We start from the raw sequence: 18,919 nt of genomic DNA, 5'->3' as shown, positions 1-18,919 counted from the left end.
ACTTGCGGAATAACCGGTTCTAAGTTTATGTCCAAATTGAATATAGAGAAGGTGTTGGATGTCCATCACTGGAATGACACGCTGTTCAGCTTCAAGACCACCCGGGATTCGGGCTTTCGCTTTGAGAATGGACATTTTACGATGATCGGTCTGCAGCAGGACAATGGCCGTCCGCTGCTGCGCGCCTATTCCATTGCCAGTGCCAACTACGAGGATGAGCTGGAATTCTTCAGCATCAAGGTACCCGATGGCCCTTTGACCTCGCAGTTACAGAAGATCAAGCCGGGTGATGAGATCTATGTTAGCCGCAAGCCCACCGGCACTCTGGTTGCGGATCATCTGTTGCCGGGTAAGCGCCTGTGGCTGCTCTCTACTGGCACCGGGCTGGCGCCTTTCATGAGCATTATCAAAGACCCTACCGTCTACGAGCGCTTTGACCAAGTGATTCTGACTCATGGTGTCCGCTATGTGTCCGAGCTCGCTTATCAGGCGCATATCGAGCACGAACTGCCCGAGCACGAGTACTTCGGCGAAATGGTCAGTGAACAGTTGCTCTACTACCCGACAGTGACCCGTGAGGCCTACCGCAATACGGGCCGTCTGACCGACCTGATGCTGTCGGGGAAACTCTTTGCCGATTTGGGTGTGCCCAAGCCCAATGTCGAGGAAGACCGCTTTATGCTGTGCGGCAGCCCGGCCATGCTGAAAGACCTCACGAATATCCTCGATGACTGGGGGTTCAAGGAAACCCGCGCGGGTGTGCCTCACGAGTATGTGATCGAGCGCGCTTTCGTAGAAAAGTAAGTGTGAACCGATAGCTAAACTGCGATCTGTAAAAAACCACCTTTTCGGTGGTTTTTTTATGGGGGAAAAGTACTGGCCGGAAACTATCCTGATCTTGGGGGAGAGGTCGCTGTATCCCGGTTAATTTCGGGCTGTACAATGGGTAGCTTTCCAATTGGAATTACCCCAAGGGAGACGACGCCAGTGAAGCTGCTTTCCATGTGTTTGCTGTTATTTCCACTTATGTTGCTAAGCGCCTGCACCCGAGTACCGGAAGGGGTTGAGCCGGTGCAGAATTTTCAGCTGCAGCGCTACTTAGGTCATTGGTATGAGATCGCCCGTTTGGACCACTCCTTTGAACGGGGCCTCACCCTGGTGACGGCGGATTATAGCCTCAACCCCGATGGCTCTGTGGCGGTCGTCAATACCGGTTATTCGAAAGGGCGCGATGCCTGGCAAATGGCGGAGGGGAGGGCAAAATTTGTCGGGGCTGAGGATGTGGCGCACTTAAAAGTCTCTTTCCTCGGGCCTTTTTATTCATCCTATATCGTCATCGCATTGTCGGATGACTATAAATATTCGATGGTATCTGGCTACGATAAATCCTACCTGTGGATATTGTCCCGCACGCCTACGATGCCCAAGCCAGTTTTGGATGAATTTCTACAAAAAGCCAAGGCGATGGGATTCCCTGTAGACCAGCTGATCTTCCCCGCACAGGAAGCCCAGCCGGGGAATAAACCTTCAGTGCAACCCTCAACGTAATAAGGTGCGCTCCCGCCACCAGCTTAAGCACACCAGTAACAGCAGAATTAGGGCGGGCCATTGGCGCCCGATTGGTAACTTGCTTGATTGGGCATTATCGATAGGCCCCAGACGTGCGGTGGTCATCTGTAGGGTTTCAGCAGCGCTTAGAGACTGTTGCCAGAGGGCCCAGTCTTCTTTGGCGAAGATATAAAAATCCAATGCGGGCTCTCTCGCATTTTTCGTTTTTAGCTGGTGCCAGCCAGTACGGCGCGGCCAGAAACTGTAGCACGGGCCTTGGGCGTTGGTACCTGCAGAGACGCCGGTTATGGGCTGAGTCCTATTCCGAGTATCCAACAGATTTGGGCTGCTGTCGGAAAACAGTGGGCTGCATAAGGTGATACGCTCCTGCGTGCGCGGTAATTTACTGGAAAGGGTAATGGCCTGCTGTGTTCCCAGGTGCTTGAGTTGGTAATCGATAATAGATTTCCAGAGGCTTGCGAATTCTGTGGCGAAACCACCGGTTAGCCAGCGGTGGCTGTCGTTAAACAGGATAAATCCAAGGTGCTGCTCTTCGCTCGAGCGCCCCCAGAAAAGAGGGGCTTCTCGGTCGCCCAGTAAGAAATCGTCGCGGCTCAGCGATGCTACTTTTAAGCTGGGAGTTCGCAAGGAGGGAATGGCTGGGTTGCCGGTTTTTTGATAGCTAAAGCTGGCCGAGCTTTTTACATCCGGTTCGGTATTTCCCACTCTTTGCAGTGGCATGGATTGGGTGGCAGTGTATTGGATATAGTCTTCAGAGAGATCGCTGCTCACCAGCCACAAGAGAGATTTTTTTGAGGCCAAAGAATGGAGTTGACGCTTCTGCTGGGGAGAAAGTTGTGGCCACAAATCGCTATCGAGAATCACTAAATCGAAGGGGCTCACCTCGGCAAGTAGATCTTCGGGCTCGGTAACTGGCAGTCCGTTGAGCGTCTCCTTTCTTATAATTTCAGGTGCCAACTGGGTCATCACCTGTGCCGCTACGCCGGACTGGCGCAACCAGCGGGATAGGGCAGCTGTTTCGAAAGAGGGGCGTGCAAGCCACACTAACACCTTGGGTTGGCGCGGTTCCTGCACCAGGGTTGGCAGTGGTTCGGAACGATTGCCACTGAGAGTGCTTTCAATCCGCACGCGGTAGAGCTGGGGGCCAGCACGTTTCGGGGTGACACTGAGTTGTGCCTGCACTCTCTCCCCCGCTTTCAGCTCAAGGCTTTCCTCGATATCGCCGAAGGGATTTAACAGGCTGAGCCGGAAGTTTTCCGCTAATGGTTGATCGCTGTGAATCTGTAATCGCAGAGGATCACCCAGGGTAATTGCTTGCGGCCAGTCGAATTCCCAGCCCGCATTGGGAACCTGGTTATCCGACAGTTCCAGGCGCATCGGAGACAGGTCTCGCAAGGCATCGCGGCTGAGTGGGATTCCATCGAGGGAGATATTTTCCACCCCGGTAAGAGTTACAGGTAGTGCGCTCGCCAACTCTTTGCTATCGAGAGAGATATGGCGCTCGGCTGGAACGATTGCCGGCGATTGCCAGAGTATCCAGGCACTGAGCCAGATGGTCAGCTGCAGACCGTAGTCGAGCGCTTTGGCGTGGCGGCGTCGCCACATTAGAAAAATGGAAGCGGCACAGGCCAATAAGCACAGGCCGGGTATCACTAATTCCATCACTACTGGCTCTCTCCTTGCCCGCGCAGCCAACGGCTGAAATGATTATTTTCTTCAATTTGCAAAGGCAGTGAAGGCGTGGCTACGGGTGTGGGCAGCAGCTGATAGAGCAGCCGATTGAGGGATTGTTCACAGTCGCTACACTCAGGATGTTGGGCTTGCTCTTGCTGGTAGAGACGCAGTTGTTTTGAAAGCTCTAATCCGAGATCTGCTGCCTGTGTTGTGGCGAGCTTGTTTATCTGTCTCACCTGATTGGTGTCGAGCTTGGCACCAGTGTGTACCTGCTCCATCAGCGCGAGCACCTGTGCTCTTTGCGCCTGCTCAAATTCAATACTCACGGTTTCCGGGGCCACGGCTTCCCGTTCACCACTGAGGCGGCGGCCCTCGTCTAAAGGCGGTGCCTCGAAGCCAACTCTCTGCAAGTAAATACGCGAGGCCTGCTGCACTTCCTTGATAAAGCGTAGGGCCCGGTGTTGGTGGGGTAGGGAGGCCTGGGGTTCGATCACCGACAGGTCGCGCCAGGAACGCCACATGGCATTCAGCGCATTGCGCAGCAGCTCCTTGGTTTGCGGGTCGAACAGGGTGGCATGCTCCGAGCTGTCGTGCAGGTGCCCAGCGGAAGCGGCTATGCGTGCTGCCTGCTCGAAGTGGGAATCGCGCTGAGCAAAGGGGGTGGCAATTTCCTCGCTGTGTGCCTCGTGCTTATTCTGCTCTGAATGGTGGCGAGTATCGCTGTGTTCAGCTGCAGAGTGTTGCTCGTCCTCACCCTCAAGGTGTTCTGCTTCGGAGTCCTCCTCACCGAGGAAGCGTCCGTAGCGCATGCGCAGCAGGTTCTGCTCATAGGCGAGGCCTTCGGAGCGCTTGCGAAATTCCCCTGGCTCCAATTGCTCGCGTTCGACCAGCAGGGCTTGGGTATCAATAATCAGCTGGCGCTGGCTGCGGAAATACTCCGGCAATACTTTGATGGCCATACCCTCGCTGTCACTCAGGCCGAAAATTTCTTCCTGCGGCCAGCGCAGAATAAAGTGTTGGCTCTTGGCTGTATTGGCGTTGGGCTCACGGTTATCCCTGGCCTCCAGGTACCAGTAGAGTTCATCACCGGCCTCCATGGAAAAACGGTCGATGGGCAGGATGAAATCGTAGTGAACTTCTTTGCCGTCTGTTGTGGGCGGAGTGGTTGAGGGGTCTGTTGTTAAGGTGGATGAGGGCAAGCTGGCGAGCGCAATGCGCTCCTCGCGAAAGCGCAAATTCTCCCCGGTGCCGCTGGCGAGAGTTACCAGTAAGTCTGCCGAGCTTACCTGGTAATCATCATTAATCGTCACTTTCACTGGAATACTTTTGCTACTCTCAGAAATCGTATCTATACGCAGGCTCGGTGCGGTAAAGGCAAACTCCGGAGCCTTGTCTTTTTGCACACGGATATTGTGAATTTCCGGCAAGAGCTCGAGGGTATCCGCGACTTGTACGGAGAGCTGGTAAAAATCTGCCTTATCGAGAGTGCGCTGTAACTGCCATTTTTTGCTGGGGATATTCCCCTCCGGGCTAAAGGCAAAGTTGTGCGTTTCGGCCAGCATTGTCAGGCCGTCTACCGGCCTATTAAATTCAATAGACCAGTGAACCTGGGCTTGCTCTGGGGCATCGACTTGTAGGGTCTGTTGGTAGCCGGCAAGGCCGGTGTAGGCGGGGGGTTGAATATGGCTTTCTGCTCGCGTTATGGCGAGCTTCTCCGTTGCGGCAATAACGGGGTTTTGTCGAGAGCTGTTAATGTTGCCCTCAGTGAAAAAAGTATCGCTGAGGACCAACAGTAAAAGACCCAGGCAGGCACCAAAGGCGTGTGCCAGGGAACTGCGCAGACGGGGTGGACCGAAGCGCGTTTTATCTCGGTGTTGCAGTAATTGTCGCAGCTCTTTATCGATACGCGCCCGCTGTAGTTTTTGTACAGGGCTGAGCTCGGATTCTCGTTGCCTGAGCAGCTGGCTGCTGTCTTGCAGCCGTGGATATTGCCGATCCAGCTGCCGACACAGGCTGTCCCCGTAGGGGCGCCAGCGGCGATCCAGCAGCAGCGCCAGCACAATAATCCCAAGCCAGGCAGGTAACAGCCACTGTGGCCAATCGAGTACGAAAATGCCCAATCCGGCCAGCAGGCTGAGACCTGTGCCCAGCCAGAGGTAAGGCCGCAGGGCAGTCAGTTGCCAGCGCCTGCGCATGGCGTTGATGGTTTGCTGGCCCCTATCCATGGTGCACCTCCCCAGTTCTGCTGCGTGGAGATCGCGACAGGGCAATCAGGCGCTCAAGGGTCAGCAGTACCAGCAGAGCGGTGATCAGCCAGGGTTGCAACGGTTGGCGTCGGCGGTTTTCCACAGCACTGTCTGCCACAGGGAAACCCATAGCACTTGTGCCGGACCACAGCCCGCGGTTGCGGTGTTGCAGTGGCCAGTCCTGCGTCGACCACTGTTGCCATAAGTCTTTAGGCAGATTTGCACCGCGATAAAATGCTGCGCTGTGCCAATCGCTTTCGTAGCGAAGCCAGCTTCCCCTCTCTAGGGGAGCCGCCTGCACAGAGGGGCTTTTATCTACCCTAGCGAAGCTCAGGTGATCAGGGGGCTGAATACTATGGTCGGTGATCAACAAGCCACCGTCGGCAACAAAATCCACCACTGCCTGGGGCAGGGGCGCGGGGCCTGCGTAAATCAGCCAGTCTGCTTGCTGAGTATTTAGCGCTTCTTCCTGCTCAACAATGTGTACGGATAACCCCGGCATGGTGTTGCGCCAGTCTTCCAATACCGGTGTCCACCAACTGGGCGCACTGCCCATGACTGCGATACTCGGTAATACCGGGTTCTGTGCAGTGACGGGCTTTTTGAGGCTGTGCCACTGCCAGTGGGGACTGGTGCGGAGTGCGCTGTGGGATGTGGGGAATGTATTATTTATCAACAGGATATGGGCCCGACGTAAATCAGCGCGACCAGACAATAATGACAGAGTTTTCCACAGGTCGACATTTTGTGGTGGTGGTGAGGTTACAGAATGTGTTTCTGGGGATAACCACAGGATGTTGGCATCGGCACTAGCAAGTTGTGGCAGGACGTTGTGGATAAATGCATTCGCCGCTTTTGCCTCAATCCGGGGGTCTACCAGTATCACTGCTTTCTGGGGATAAATATCCCGCTCTATCAGTGGCTGAGCCAGTAAAAATGCCAGTAACGCGACAATGAGCAGGCGCAACAACAGCAACCATTTGTTATCCACAATCGGCCGGCGCGCGCGACTCTGTGAATATCTTTGTACCCACTGCAGCGCAGCAAAGGAAATTTTCTGTGGATTACTTCGTCGCAGCAAATGAATGGCAATGGGAAGCGCCAGGGCGGCAAAAAGCCACAACCACTGTGGAGATTGAAAAACACTATTTATCCACAACACCTCAGCACAACCTGCCGTGCAGCTGAATAAATTGGCTCAATGACTTTTCCACAGGCTGCTCGATAAGATCGCTCTGCAGTAAACATTCCTGTACGGCGAAGCGCGCTTTGAGCTCGGCCTGCGCTCGGGCAAAAGCATCCAGGTACGATTGGCGCTGTCGCTCGGCGTCCACCTCCAAAGCTGCTGGGGTACTGGAGTTGGTTTCCGGGTTGAGTAACTTCAGCTCACCCTCAAAGGGGAAAGTCTGTTCCGCTTCGATCAACAATTGCAGCGGCAGGCAGGGGCGGCCGGCGGCGTGCAGGCGTGCGGCGAAATGGCTGATCTCATTGTCCTGTTCAAAAAAATCACTCAGCAAAACCACCTGGCAGGGGCGCTCGAAGTACTGCCATAGCGGAGCCAGTTGGGATTGATCCGGCCAGTGGTTAGAGGCAGTCAGCTGCTGCAATTGCAGGGCGATCTGGCGCTGGTGACTCTCGCCCTGGCCTTCGGGTACATAAACCGTCTGTCGATTGTTTAGGGCCAACAGGGAAAAGCTGTCCCCTTGGGCGTTGAGCAGCCAGCACAGGCTGGCAATCCAGCATTTGGCGTAATGCAGTTTATTCAGGCTGGGTTCTATAAAGCTCGCCTGCCTCAGCGAGGCGCTGGTATCGAGTACAAAGCAGACGTGCATGCGGCTCTCCTGCTCTGTCTCGCGCACATAGTAGCGATCGCTGCGGGCAAACAATTTCCAGTCGATATGGCGAATAGAGTCACCGGCCTGGTAGCCCCGGTACTGGTGAAATTCCAATCCGGTACCGCGGCGCTGGCTGTGTTGTACGCCGAGCATCACGCCCTCGGCAACATGCCGCGACAGCCACACGAGATCGCGGCAGCTGGCGAGGATTTTGGGGGACAGGTATTCCACGTTGATCAGTCCCGGCCCGGTTCCGGCACTGTCGCCAATAATTCATCGATCAGCTGTGGCATCTGCACACCATCGGCCTGGGCCTGAAAGCTCAGCAGAACCCGGTGGCGCAGTACCGGTAGTAACAGGCTGCGGATATCCTCACGGGTTATTGCGAGGCGCCGCTGTAACAGCGCGCGGGCCTTGGCGGCGAGGATCAGTGCCTGGCCCGCGCGGGGGCCGGCGCCCCACTTGATCCACTGTTGCAGGGTTTGCTGAAGGGCATCGCTGCGATTGGTTTCAATACGGGTCGCGCGCACCAGTGCTGCTGCGTAACGGTAGAGGTCGTCGCTCACATGAATTTCCCGCACCAGCTTTTGCATCTCGCGCAGTTGCTCGGCATCTAGGCTGGGGCTGGGTTTGATCCTGGCGACGCCGGTGGTCGAGCGCAGGATTTCCACTTCATCCTGTTCATCGGGATAGTCGATATGAATATTCAGCAGGAAGCGGTCCAGCTGAGCTTCCGGCAGTGGATAGGTGCCGGCCTGCTCGATGGGGTTCTGTGTGGCCAGTACGAAATAGGGATCGGGCAAGGCCAGGGTTTTGCCACTCACGGTGACCGAGCCCTCCTGCATGGATTCCAGCAGAGCGGCCTGGGTTTTTGGGGGGGTGCGGTTAATTTCATCGGCGAGCAGGATATTGGTAAATATCGGGCCGCGCTGGAATTTAAAAAAGCGCTTGCCGGAGCTGTGGTCCTCTTCGAGGATCTCACTGCCGAGAATATCGCCCGGCATTAAATCCGGGGTGAACTGCACCCGCTTGAAATCCAGTGCACTGGCATCGGCGAGGGTTTTTACCAGCAGGGTTTTACCGAGCCCCGGCACCCCTTCGAGTAGGGCGTGTCCCCCGGCCAACAGGCAGATGAGCATCTGCTCCACCACGGGTTTCTGGCCGACAATCACCCGCGCAATTTCCTGTTGCAGATTGTCGAGGTTGTGCAATTGTTGTTCGATACTATTTTCCAAGGTAGTCAGCATAATCAGCTCGTCAGTGCGTAAATAACAATGTTCACCGCAAATTTTGTATTGTCGATGGCGAGCCAGCGCTTGTTGCGGTAGTCGTAGTCCCACTCGCAACCGAAATCCTTGTTGCTGTAGAGCACGGCGATGCGGCCGTTAACAACAATGGCTTTCAGGTAGTCGTGTACCAGATCGTCCCCCCAGCCATTTAATTCAAAACTGGTTACCGGCAATTCATCGAATTGAAAGAAACAGCGGTAGAGATCGTGATCGTCCGGGAGTTTTTGCAGGTAGTCTTCGCCAAACAACTTGGCCATTTGTGCTTCGAAGGATTTGGCAAAGAGGCCGTCGATATCGTGGTTGCAGTCGTCGACAAATACAAAGCCGCCGCGATTGACGTAGTCGCGAAAATTCTTTGCCTCTTCCGTGCTGAACTGCACCAGCTTGTGTCCGGCCAGGTAGCAGAAAGGCGCCAGCAGCATTTTCTTATCGGCCAGCGGCACTATGTGCTCTTTAGGATCAACCCTCAGATTGGTGTACTCCACCAGTGAATTGAGCAGGTTGGAGGGCATGCGCTGATCCACATCCCAGTCACCGGACTCGTACATCAAGCGGGTGAAATAAAAATCGTAGTGCTCCTGCGGACTAGCCGGTGCGGTATTTTGTGCGCGTGTGCCCAGCGGCAGCGCTGCGGCGCAGCCACCCAGGATCAGGCGCTGGAGAAAAGCCTTACGGGTGAGGGACACGGGATAACTCGGTTACTGCGTTGGTTTATTGTTGAGTGCAAAGGAAAGAAGGTGCTCCGTTCGAGACACGCTGTAAATACATCCCTGTACGCTCGTAATCGGCATCCATGCCTCATACGGTCTCGAACGGAGCACCTTCTTTCCTTCTACCCATTTATTTCAATGCTGGGAGCTGATTGGTTTGCTGGCCAGCTCCCGCCTGGATCAATGGCTAGCCCAGTCTGCGCTTGGTATTGATCACATTGATACCGTCGAAACGTGCGGTGGAACTACCGTGGGATACCGCACTGGTTTGCATCGGCTGGCCTTTACCATCAAAGAAGGAGCCGCCCAGGCGATAGTCGCGCTTGTCGCAGACCTGCGAGCAGGCATTCCAGAATTCCTGGGTGTTGGACTGGTAGGCGACGTCCTCCACCATGCCGGTAATCTTGCCGTCTTCAATCTCGTAGAACAGCTGTCCACCAAACTGGAAGTTGTAGCGCTGCTGATCGATGGAGAAGGAACCGGCACCCACAATATAAATGCCTTTTTCCACATCCTTGATCATATCGTCGACGCTCAGCTCTTCCTTGCCGGGTAACAGCGAAACGTTGGACATGCGCTGGAATTGCACACTGGACCAACTGTCGGCGTAGCAGCAGCCGTGGGATTTCTTTTGCCCCAGCATATGTACCTGATCGCGAGTGGCCTGGTAGTTCACCAGCACACCGTCTTTTACCAGATCCCAGTTGCCGGTCTTCACGCCTTCATCGTCGTAGCCGACGGCACCGAGTGAACCGGGCTGTACCTTATCGGCAAACAGATTGACCTTGTCGCTGCCGTATTGGAATTTGCCACTGCGCCATTTATCGATAGTGGCGAAAGAGGTACCGGCAAAGTTGGCCTCGTAGCCGAGTACGCGGTCCAGCTCCAGTGGATGGCCGACGGATTCATGGATGGTGAGCCACAGGTGGCTTGGGTCCAGCACCAGGTCGTACTTGCCCGGTTTGACCGATTTGGCCGTGAGCTTTTCCTTGGCTTGTTGCGCCGCCAGGCGTGCGTCTTCGGCCATATCGTAGGAATCGCGATAGAGCACCGTCTGCGCTTGGATCTTGTCTTCGGCGCGGCCATCCAGGTATTCAAAGCCACGTCCGACCGGCTGGCTGAGGCCCTGACGGGTGCGGAAGCCGCCGGTTTTCTTGTCCACTGCTGTAACCGAGAAGGGCGCCCACAAACGGTGAACATCCTGTTCGATATAGGAGCCGTCGGTAGAGGCAAAATACTTTTGCTCATTCACCAGGTACAACATGGAGTTGATATAGCTGGCGCCGGCATCGAGGGCGGACTTGTTCACATCCATCAACAGATCCACTTTGTCTGCCAGGGGGATCTGCATAGCGTTTTTCTGGATGGGTGTTTGCCAGCTCACCTCGCCGTGGCCTTTTACCGGAGCCAGCTGTACTGGCTCCTGCTGGTACTTGGAGTTGGCCTTGGCGGTGGCGACTGCCTGGCGGGTGGCGCGGGCGACGCCATCGGGCGTCAGGTCGTTGGTGGCGGCAAAACCCCAGGTGCCATTGGCGATTACACGAATCCCCATACCGATGGATTCGGTATTCACCACATCCTGAACCTTCATCTCACGGGTGACCACGTATTGATTCAGGTAGCGGCCAATGCGCACATCGGCATAAGTGGCGCCGAGTTTAGTGGCCGTATTCAGGGCCACATCGGCAAATTCTTTTTTAACGGCGAGATCGATACCACTTTGGGTGAGTTTGCTCTCGGCCACCAGGTTGCCGGATAGCGGCAACATGGACACACCTAAGCCGGCACCGCTGAGCTGGAGAAATTTTCTTCTGTCCATTTCATCATCCTCAATAGGGCGGCTGTTATACGGCGTCGGAAAGGCTGCTGAAGGTAAAGTCGCGGACTTTCAGTGCGGGGATCATGGCGGACATGCCCCACATACCGACACGCTGGGGGATGCCCATATCCTCGATATTGTTGAGCATGATCACCGGGCTTTCGTTGAAGCGGAAGTTCTTCACGGGGTATTTGATTTTGCCGTTTTCGATATAGAAGGTGCCATCGCGGGTGAGACCGGTGAGCAGCATGGACTGTGGGTCGACCATACGGATATACCAGGTGCGACTTACCAGGATGCCGCGGCGGGTGTTCTTAATCAGTTCCTCGGTAGATTTGTCGCCGCCAACCATAATCAGGTTGTTGGGTTCTGGCACTACCTCACCTTTACTTTGTTCCGCCCAATAGCGGTTGCGCGCCAGGTTTTTCACGACACCGTCTTTGATCCAGTCGGTGCGTTCCAGCCGCATAAAGTCATTGTCGGCCCAGGGCTGTGCGGGCACATTGAGATCGGCGGGGTCGGAGTAGAAGTGTACGCGCTTGTCGAACATCTTCTCGCCAATGCGGTTGCCACCGCCTTTTTTACTCATAAAGCTGCGGCCTTCATCGGCGTTGCGCGCGTCGAAACCACTCATCATATAACCCACCAGGCCAGAGACCGCATTGGGTTCCAGGATGACGGTGTACTTGCCCGGCTCCAGGGCGCGGGCTTCCTGGGACAGTACGGCCTTGTCGATCGCTACGGAGGAAGTACTGCCGGTATTCATCGTGCCGAAGTCGGTGACATCGCTTTCGGCCCAGCCGGAACCCAGGCCATCTTCTGTACGCATGGTGACGGTGAAGTTGGCGGACGTGGAAGCGTGGTAGCCGAACAGCCCTTTGCTGGTGGCGACGGCGGCAAAGGCGCGCTCATCTTCCAGGTAGCCGGCAGCGACCACCTTCTTTTCTTTTGCTGCAATGATGGAATCGGCTGCGGCCTTGGCGCGCTGGTCCGGAGTGATATCGGCCGTAGACTTGGCATAGCCATCCACACTCACATACTTCTGAGCACCCAGCGTAGGCATGGCTTCCGGATTTTCGGGGGAGAGCTTGGCCAGTTCCTCTGCACGGCGCATCACTTTTTCCAGGGACGCATCGCTGAATTCGTTGATGGTGGCCACGCCGGATTTCTTGCCATAACGGGCTTCGACGGCCAACTCGATATCGTTGACGATACCGCTGGTGGAAACGCTGTTGCGCGCGTAGCGAATATTGCCGGTTTCGCTGCCGGCTAGCTGCGCGCTGGCTTCATTGGCGCGGCTGAATTTTAATACCTTGTCGAGAATACGCTTCGCTTCACTTCTACTTAGAATTGCCATAATTTTTTCTCCAATTACTTATTCTTGTGCGCAGCCGCTCAGGAAATTTTACGCTTGGTATTGATTACGTTGATTTTGTCGAAACGGGTGGTGGAACAACCGTGGGATACCGCACTCACCTGGCTGGGCTGACCCTTGCCGTCAAAAAAGGTACCCCCCAAGCGGTAGTCACTGCTGTCGCAAATGGCGGAGCAGGCGTTCCAGAATTCCTGGGTGTTGGACTGGTAGGCGACGTCCTCAACCTGGCCGACAATTTCGCCGTTTTTGATCTCGTAAAACAACTGCCCACCGAACTGGAAGTTGTAGCGCTGTTGGTCGATGGAGTAGGAGCCGCGCCCGACGATATAAATCCCCTTCTCCACATCGCGGATCATATCTTTGGCCGAGTATTTTTCCTCGCCCGGTGCCAGGGAGACATTGGGCATGCGCTGGAATTGCACACTGGACCAGCTATCCCCATAGCTGCAGCCGTGGGATTCTTTTTGGTCGATCATATGTACCTGGTCGCGGGTGGCTTGGTAGTTCACCAGCACGCCGTCTTTTACAAGATCCCAGCGCTTGGTTTTTACCCCCTCATCATCGTAGGCGACAGCGCCGAGGGAGCCCGGCTGTACTTTGTCGGCGAATAGAGTGACCTTGTCACTACCGTATTGGAATTTGCCACTGCGCCATTTATCCAAGGTGGCGAAAGAAGTGCCGGCGTAGTTGGCTTCATACCCGAGGACGCGATCCAGCTCCAGTGGGTGGCCAACAGACTCATGGATGGTCAGGCACAGATGCGAGGGCTCCAGTACCAGGTCGTACTTGCCCGGATCGATCGACTTGGCGGATAACTTGGCCTTGGCCTGCTCGGCGGCCAACATCGCATCCTCGGCCATATCGTAGGAGGCTTTGTAGAGCGTGGTCTGACCGCGGATTTTGTCTTTCTTGTGCCCGGCCAGGTATTCATAACCTCTACCCACCGGATCACTCAGGCCATTGCGGGTTTTAAAGACGCCGCTTTTCTTGTCTACGGCCGTTACCTGCATCGGTGCCCACAGACGGTGGATATCCTGATCGATATAGGAACCATCGCTGGAAGCAAAGTATTTCTGCTCATTCACCAGGTACAGGGACGATTGGATATAGCTGGCACCGGCCTTGAGCGCACCGTTGTTCACATCCATCAGAAAATCGACTTTTTCGCTGATCGGCACTTGCAGGGCATTTTTCTGAATCGGAGTCTGCCAGGAGACCTCGCCAATACCTTTCACCGGCGCCAGGCGCACGGGCTCGGTCTGGTATTTGGCGTTGGCCTTGGCTACGGCAACGGCCTGGCGCGCGGCGCGGGCGACGCCATCGGCAGTCAGGTCATTTGTCGCGGCGAATCCCCAGGTGCCATTGGCAATGACGCGGATACCGGCGCCGAGGGATTCGGTATTGACGATATTCTCAACGTTGGTTTCGCGAGTCATCACGTATTGATTGAGATAGCGGCCGATACGCACATCGGTATAGCTGGCACCGGCCTTGCGCGCCGTATTTAGAACCACGTCCGCCAAGTGCCGCTTGTGAGAACTGTGCATGCCCTCGTTGAGCAACTGTTCTGCACTGACTTGCACGCCTTGTAGTGGCAGTAAAAGACCACTGGAGCCGACGCCGGCGATCTTGAGGAATTTTCTTCTTTCCATTGGCTACCTTTGTTCCGCCAGTGCGTAAGAATGCGCTGGGGGGGCTGTTTATTGTTATCGTGCCGGCTATTGTCGAGTACTTGTCCGGCGCATGGGTTCACAGAATCAGGCAACACAAGTAACAGGAGCCTTGTGCACTTGTAAAGTCCGCGCTCGGTAAAGTGAGGTCTAGTGAGGGCAAATTGATAAGCTGGCGCAGGCAGAGCAACGGGGCTCGACGGTAGGAGGGGCCCTATTCAGAGAGCTGCGCGCTCGCGTACCTGTGGGAAAGGGGGCTCTATGCGTAACTTACCACTGCGGTACATGGGGCTGGGTGAGTTAGGACGGGTACGGAGATCTCTCAGGCAAATGGTCAGCAAGGGGCCATCTCCTGTGCGCATCACCGGGCCTGGATTTTTAGAGCCGGTACCTGGATATTGGTGCGCTGTCTATCCGGCTATCAAGGATTTTCATGGCACAGGCCTTTGGGGCAAATCGATTTAGATCGCGATTTACTATTGGAAGCGTTTTCTTCCATACCGAAGGTAATATTCTTTTGTTGTAAGGATTTTGGGCGTGGTAAATCTGAAGATGCCATCGCCTTGAATTATGCGGATTTCGGTAGTACACACTATTCCTTTTGATGGGTGGAAAACGAAAAATGGTCATCCTTCTTAATTCACCGCCGCAGATATTTCACAAGGCAATCCTCAGACCATCGCTATCGCTCAGCAGGGGAAATATCGGGTCTTCTTCTAAAAATTTATCCAGTCTATTTTTTAAGATGGTACTTGCCTGGTGCAGCCCCAGGCGATGATGGTGTTGTACTCAGCTGTGGGTACGGCGTATCCGGGTATTTCGATACGGTGAAATCACCAGAAAAATTAATTGCTGTAAGGGCATGTAATGTAAAAATAAATTCTGTTCTATAGGGTGTAGATTACAAAAAAATTCTTATTTATAGATGGCATAGCTGCCGAGTGTATAACTTTCAATATCAGCTGGTTCTTCCGTACTAATCAGTCGTAGGGATTTTTATTGACCCGATGTATGGCGGTGTGTACTTTTGTATACATGGCAAGCAAGGGATCAATATGCTCAATAAGTCACAATCTATATCGGCGCGATTATCAGCTGATGATTACACCTATTTGATGTCAATCGACCGCAATGGCGCGATCACCCAAAGTGAAAAAGTGCGCGAAGTGATTGCCCTGGCTCGGGAATCATTGAGTGGAAAAAACCTGGCGAGCAGCTACCTATTTGCGGCGGAGGCAATGTTGCCAATAAAGGCGCGCTATGTGGAAGAAAACCAGCGCAGCATATTGGTGGAAGCGGTGATGGAGATCCTGGCCGAGAGTGCTGCCGTTCTACATAGCAATACGGATAGCGAGCCACTGGCTCCAGTATTGGAAAAGGCATTCTTGCCCGCGGTAGAGGCTTTCCTTGAAAAAATATCACTACTAGTGCAGCAAGAAAACCCCAGAAGCATTCATGAGGAGTCAGTACTAAAAATCCGAGAGCGTCTTAACAAAAGCAGGGTCTCCGAGTGAAACAGCTCACTGATTTGATCCATTGCCATAATAGGTGTCGATAAAAACGCAGCTTTTTCCAGGGATAAATGGCGTTTGGAGCAGCCATTGAAAGGCAGTTTTTGAATGGGTCTCAGTAAATAGAAAATACAGAAGCAGGGGAAAATTATGGGAGAAGGATTAATTAAACGTATATCGCGATTGATTTCCGCATCGGCAAGTGCCCTGGTAGATACGGTTGAAAGCAGCACACCGCATCCGGTCATGGAGCAGGCTATTTGCGAGATTGATAAGGCTATAGCCGATGTGCGCGAGCAGCTGGGTAAGGTGGAAGCCGCTAAATATCTCAACAGCAAAGCACTTAATGATGAGAACAAGCGCCACATTACTCTCGCCGAGCAGATTGATATAGCCGTTAAAGAGAGTCGTGATGATTTGGCTGAGGTCGCCATTGCCAAGCAGATGGATATTGAGGTGCAGTTGCCGGTGTTGGAAAAAGCCATTGCCGATAACGATACAGAGATGCAGGAATTAAATACCTATATCAGCGCGCTACAGGGTAAGAAACGCGAGATGCGCGAGCAGCTCAAGGAGTTTATCAAGGCCAACGAACATGTGGCCAATGGCGTAAGTGAGGCAGGGCGCGGAACCAGCCGCAAAACAGAAAACCAGGTGGAGGAGGCGACCGATGCTTTCAATCGGATACTGGATCGCGCCGGGGTATACACATCAAAATCTGGTATAGACGCCAGAAAATTGGCCGAGCTTGAAGAGCTGGCGCGCGGCAATCGTATTAAAGAACGTTTAGCCAAGATTAAATCGGGGTCCTGATGGTATTCCTGTTACAAGATCAAAATCTGATTTTTACCGGTGCTCTGGTATTGATGCTGATGATTGCCCTTCTTGAGGGGGTGATGACATTGATAGGCATCGGTATTTCAGATCTGCTCGACAATTTGCTGCCGGATTTTGATATGGATGTGCCCGACAGCGGATTGTCTGGGGGGCTGACCAAACTGTTGGGTTGGCTCCGTTTTGGTGAGGTACCAGCTTTGATCCTGCTGGTGGCCTTCCTCGTCAGCTTTGGGGTCAGTGGCCTGCTAATACAAATGCTGGTCGAGTCCACTTTTAATCTGCTGTTACCGGGTGGGCTATTAGCGCTGGGGGTGTTTTTTCTGGCGTTACCACAGGTGCGCTTTGTCGGTAATGTGCTGCGGCGTTTTGCCGTTGGCGATGAAAGCCAAGCCGTTGGACGTGATTCATTTATAGGTCGCGTGGCGGTTATTACTATTGGCAGGGCCGAGTCGGGTTCCCCCGCAGAGGCTCGTTTTCGCGATGAATATGGCACTACCCACTATGTGATGGTAGAGCCGGATGAAACTGAAATTTTTAACCAGGGGGAAAAGGTGTTATTGGTCGAAGAGCTTGGCGTTCATTTTCGAGTAACGCGGCCGAGCAGCCAACACCTCATAGAGAACAATTAAATGGAGAACTTAACAGTGATAGGAAACCTTCCCGTCGTAGTATTTATTGCCGGTGCCGTGCTGGTTGGCCTGATTGTGATCGGTAGTATCTTCGCGCGTCTGTATACCCGCGCCTCCAAAGAGCGCTCTTTTGTGCGCACCGGTATGGGGGGGCAAAAAGTGATTATGAATGGCGGCGCTCTGGTGTTGCCCGTATTACACGAAATTATTCCGGTGAATATGAATACCCTGCGCCTTGCGGTATCACGGAAAGAGCACCAAGCGCTGATCACCAAGGATCGTATGCGTGTCGATGTACTTGCCGAATTTTATCTGCGGGTCAAACCGGATACCGATGCCATTGCCAATGCGGCGCAGACCCTGGGCCTGCGCACCCTGGACCCAGAAGCCCTAAAGGAAATGATCGAGGGTAAATTTGTCGATGCCCTACGCTCGGTGGCGGCAGAAATGGAACTGGCCGAACTGCATGAGCAGCGCAGTCAGTTTGTGCAGAAAGTGCAACAGGTGGTCTCCGAAGATCTATTAAAAAATGGATTGGAGCTGGAAGCGGTATCTCTTACAGGTCTGGATCAGACGCATAAAGAATTTTTTAACCAAGATAACGTATTCGATGCTGAAGGCCTCGCCAGTATGACCCGCTCTATTGAAGCGCGTCGTAAGGAAGTGAACGATGTCGAACAGGAAACCATGGTGCAGATCGAGAAGAAAAATCTCGAAGCAGAGCGCCAGAAATTAGAAATCGATAAGGAAAAACGGTACGCATACCTGGAGCAACAACGCGAACTGGAAAATCGTGAGGCTGCTCAAAAAGCGGATATTGCCCGTGAACTGGCTGAACAGGATCGTGCAGCGCGCAAAGCCGAAATTGAAGCCCAGCGTGAAGTCAGCCAATCGCAGATTGCCGCTGAACAGGCCACCAAGCTGTTAGAGATTGAAAAGGAACGTCGCCTGCAAGAACAGGAAATCGAACGCGCGCGTATTTTGGAAGAGCAGCGTATCTCCAAACAAAAATCTGTGGAGATCGCCGAGCAGGAGCGGGCCATTGCGGTTGCAGAAAAGTCCAAGGAGCAGTCCCTGGCGGATCAGCAGGCCAATGTGGCACTGGCTGGATCAGTAAAAGCCGAGGAACAGGTGCGCACTGCCAAAGATGTGGAAGTGGCTGAGCGGGATAAACTCATTGAAATTATCGAAGCACAGAAGGTTGCCGAACGTCAGGCCACGGGTATCAAGGTGATGGCGGAAGCGGAAAAAATGGCTGCGGAAGACAAAGCGGAAGCTTTACGTCTGCAAGCTACCGCCGAGGCCGAAGCGATTCGCATCAAAGTTGAAGCGGACCGCGAGAAGTACGCGGTAGATGCCGAGGGCCAACGCCTGATGAATGAGGCTTACAACAGCCTCAACGAAGCACAGATTGCATTGAAGAAAGTACTCAGCTTGCATGAGAATCTGCCTAATATTATCCGTGAGAGCGTCAAGCCCATGGAGAGTATCGAGGGCATGAAGATTATCTCTGTCGAGGGATTAAACGGTGTCGATGGCAGAGCCAGTACCGGCATCCTAGATGGTGATGCCGAAGCCAAAGGGCAAAGTTTACCTGAAGCCCTGGTGGGCAGTGCCCTCAAGCATCGCGCTATGGCACCTCTGGTAGATTCCTTGCTGAAAGAGGCGGGTGTTGGCAATCTGAGTCATCCAGCGGAAGTTGATTCTTAATCATTTTTTAATTTTCTGGCGGCAACTGAGTTGCTGCCTATTCTA

The 18,919-nt window shown here is 54.0% G+C and carries 15 protein-coding genes; 6 read left to right on the top strand and 9 right to left on the bottom strand.

The genetic code is table 11. The features are described 5' to 3' along the window. Nucleotides 1-27: 27 nt before the first annotated feature. Both Q1A69_RS10305 and Q1A69_RS10300 read left to right on the top strand, forming a co-directional pair. Complete coding sequence (locus tag Q1A69_RS10305) at nt 28-804, top strand: ferredoxin--NADP reductase (protein WP_299584878.1); 777 nt, start codon at nt 28-30, stop codon at nt 802-804. A gap of 183 nt (nt 805-987) precedes the next feature. After that, nucleotides 988-1,548, top strand: coding sequence for a lipocalin family protein (locus Q1A69_RS10300; protein ID WP_299584877.1), 561 nt, complete (start codon nt 988-990; stop codon nt 1,546-1,548). Here the strand turns inward: Q1A69_RS10300 and Q1A69_RS10295 are convergent. The 9 genes from Q1A69_RS10295 to Q1A69_RS10255 form a co-directional block, all read right to left on the bottom strand. Continuing rightward, the gene (locus Q1A69_RS10295) at nt 1,540-3,231 is read right to left on the bottom strand and encodes a hypothetical protein (protein WP_299584876.1); all 1,692 of its coding nucleotides are present in this window, start codon (nt 3,229-3,231) and stop codon (nt 1,540-1,542) included. The two genes, Q1A69_RS10300 and Q1A69_RS10295, sit on opposite strands and share 9 nt — an antisense overlap. Before the next feature lie 2 nt (nt 3,232-3,233). Continuing rightward, nucleotides 3,234-5,468, bottom strand: a complete 2,235-nt coding sequence (locus tag Q1A69_RS10290) for a hypothetical protein (RefSeq protein WP_299584875.1) — start codon at nt 5,466-5,468, stop codon at nt 3,234-3,236. Continuing rightward, nucleotides 5,461-6,651 (bottom strand): BatA domain-containing protein, encoded by a 1,191-nt coding sequence (locus Q1A69_RS10285; protein WP_299584874.1) that lies wholly within the window; start codon nt 6,649-6,651, stop codon nt 5,461-5,463. Before Q1A69_RS10285 ends, Q1A69_RS10290 begins: the two co-directional genes overlap by 8 nt. Before the next feature lies 1 nt (nt 6,652). Then, the gene (locus Q1A69_RS10280) at nt 6,653-7,555 is read right to left on the bottom strand and encodes a DUF58 domain-containing protein (RefSeq protein ID WP_299584873.1); all 903 of its coding nucleotides are present in this window, start codon (nt 7,553-7,555) and stop codon (nt 6,653-6,655) included. Between the two features lie 5 nt (nt 7,556-7,560). Further along, nucleotides 7,561-8,571, bottom strand: coding sequence for a MoxR family ATPase (locus tag Q1A69_RS10275; protein ID WP_299584872.1), 1,011 nt, complete (start codon nt 8,569-8,571; stop codon nt 7,561-7,563). Between the two features lie 2 nt (nt 8,572-8,573). After that, entirely contained in the window at nt 8,574-9,299 is a 726-nt protein-coding gene (locus Q1A69_RS10270; protein ID WP_299584871.1) for a DUF4159 domain-containing protein, read from the bottom strand. A gap of 211 nt (nt 9,300-9,510) precedes the next feature. Next, entirely contained in the window at nt 9,511-11,142 is a 1,632-nt protein-coding gene (locus Q1A69_RS10265; protein WP_299584870.1) for a TldD/PmbA family protein, read from the bottom strand. Between the two features lie 25 nt (nt 11,143-11,167). Beyond that, complete coding sequence (locus Q1A69_RS10260) at nt 11,168-12,499, bottom strand: TldD/PmbA family protein (RefSeq protein ID WP_299584869.1); 1,332 nt, start codon at nt 12,497-12,499, stop codon at nt 11,168-11,170. Between the two features lie 38 nt (nt 12,500-12,537). Next, entirely contained in the window at nt 12,538-14,169 is a 1,632-nt protein-coding gene (locus Q1A69_RS10255) for a TldD/PmbA family protein (protein WP_299584868.1), read from the bottom strand. A 1,073-nt stretch (nt 14,170-15,242) separates the two neighbouring features. Here Q1A69_RS10255 and Q1A69_RS10250 point away from each other — a divergent pair. The 4 genes from Q1A69_RS10250 (at nt 15,243) to Q1A69_RS10235 (ending at nt 18,874) form a co-directional block, all read left to right on the top strand. Then, entirely contained in the window at nt 15,243-15,701 is a 459-nt protein-coding gene (locus tag Q1A69_RS10250) for a hypothetical protein (RefSeq protein ID WP_299584867.1), read from the top strand. A 147-nt stretch (nt 15,702-15,848) separates the two neighbouring features. Next, nucleotides 15,849-16,511: a PspA/IM30 family protein gene (locus tag Q1A69_RS10245; protein WP_299584866.1), complete on the top strand. Its 663-nt coding sequence runs from the start codon at nt 15,849-15,851 to the stop codon at nt 16,509-16,511. After that, a complete protein-coding gene (locus Q1A69_RS10240; protein ID WP_299584865.1) occupies nt 16,511-17,164 on the top strand; it encodes a YqiJ family protein in 654 nt (217 codons plus the stop codon). Before Q1A69_RS10245 ends, Q1A69_RS10240 begins: the two co-directional genes overlap by 1 nt. Further along, nucleotides 17,165-18,874 (top strand): flotillin domain-containing protein, encoded by a 1,710-nt coding sequence (locus tag Q1A69_RS10235; RefSeq protein ID WP_299584864.1) that lies wholly within the window; start codon nt 17,165-17,167, stop codon nt 18,872-18,874. The last annotated feature ends 45 nt before the right edge of the window (nt 18,875-18,919 follow it).

Source organism: uncultured Microbulbifer sp. (genome assembly GCF_947498635.1).
In the GTDB taxonomy this organism is placed as follows: domain Bacteria; phylum Pseudomonadota; class Gammaproteobacteria; order Pseudomonadales; family Cellvibrionaceae; genus Microbulbifer; species Microbulbifer echini.
This window is presented reverse-complemented; position numbering and strand designations above follow the sequence as displayed.

Excerpts from the sequence above, each read along its gene's own strand:
- Q1A69_RS10240 (WP_299584865.1), top strand. The coding sequence starts at position 16,511 with ATGGTATTCCTGTTACAAGATCAAAATCTGATTTTTACCGGTGCTCTG.
- Q1A69_RS10275 (WP_299584872.1), bottom strand. The coding sequence starts at position 8,571 with ATGCTGACTACCTTGGAAAATAGTATCGAACAACAATTGCACAACCTC.
- Q1A69_RS10305 (WP_299584878.1), top strand. The coding sequence starts at position 28 with ATGTCCAAATTGAATATAGAGAAGGTGTTGGATGTCCATCACTGGAAT.
- Q1A69_RS10260 (WP_299584869.1), bottom strand. The coding sequence starts at position 12,499 with ATGGCAATTCTAAGTAGAAGTGAAGCGAAGCGTATTCTCGACAAGGTA.
- Q1A69_RS10255 (WP_299584868.1), bottom strand. The coding sequence starts at position 14,169 with ATGGAAAGAAGAAAATTCCTCAAGATCGCCGGCGTCGGCTCCAGTGGT.
- Q1A69_RS10265 (WP_299584870.1), bottom strand. The coding sequence starts at position 11,142 with ATGGACAGAAGAAAATTTCTCCAGCTCAGCGGTGCCGGCTTAGGTGTG.
- Q1A69_RS10295 (WP_299584876.1), bottom strand. The coding sequence starts at position 3,231 with ATGGAATTAGTGATACCCGGCCTGTGCTTATTGGCCTGTGCCGCTTCC.
- Q1A69_RS10235 (WP_299584864.1), top strand. The coding sequence starts at position 17,165 with ATGGAGAACTTAACAGTGATAGGAAACCTTCCCGTCGTAGTATTTATT.
- Q1A69_RS10250 (WP_299584867.1), top strand. The coding sequence starts at position 15,243 with ATGCTCAATAAGTCACAATCTATATCGGCGCGATTATCAGCTGATGAT.
- Q1A69_RS10245 (WP_299584866.1), top strand. The coding sequence starts at position 15,849 with ATGGGAGAAGGATTAATTAAACGTATATCGCGATTGATTTCCGCATCG.
- Q1A69_RS10290 (WP_299584875.1), bottom strand. The coding sequence starts at position 5,468 with ATGGATAGGGGCCAGCAAACCATCAACGCCATGCGCAGGCGCTGGCAA.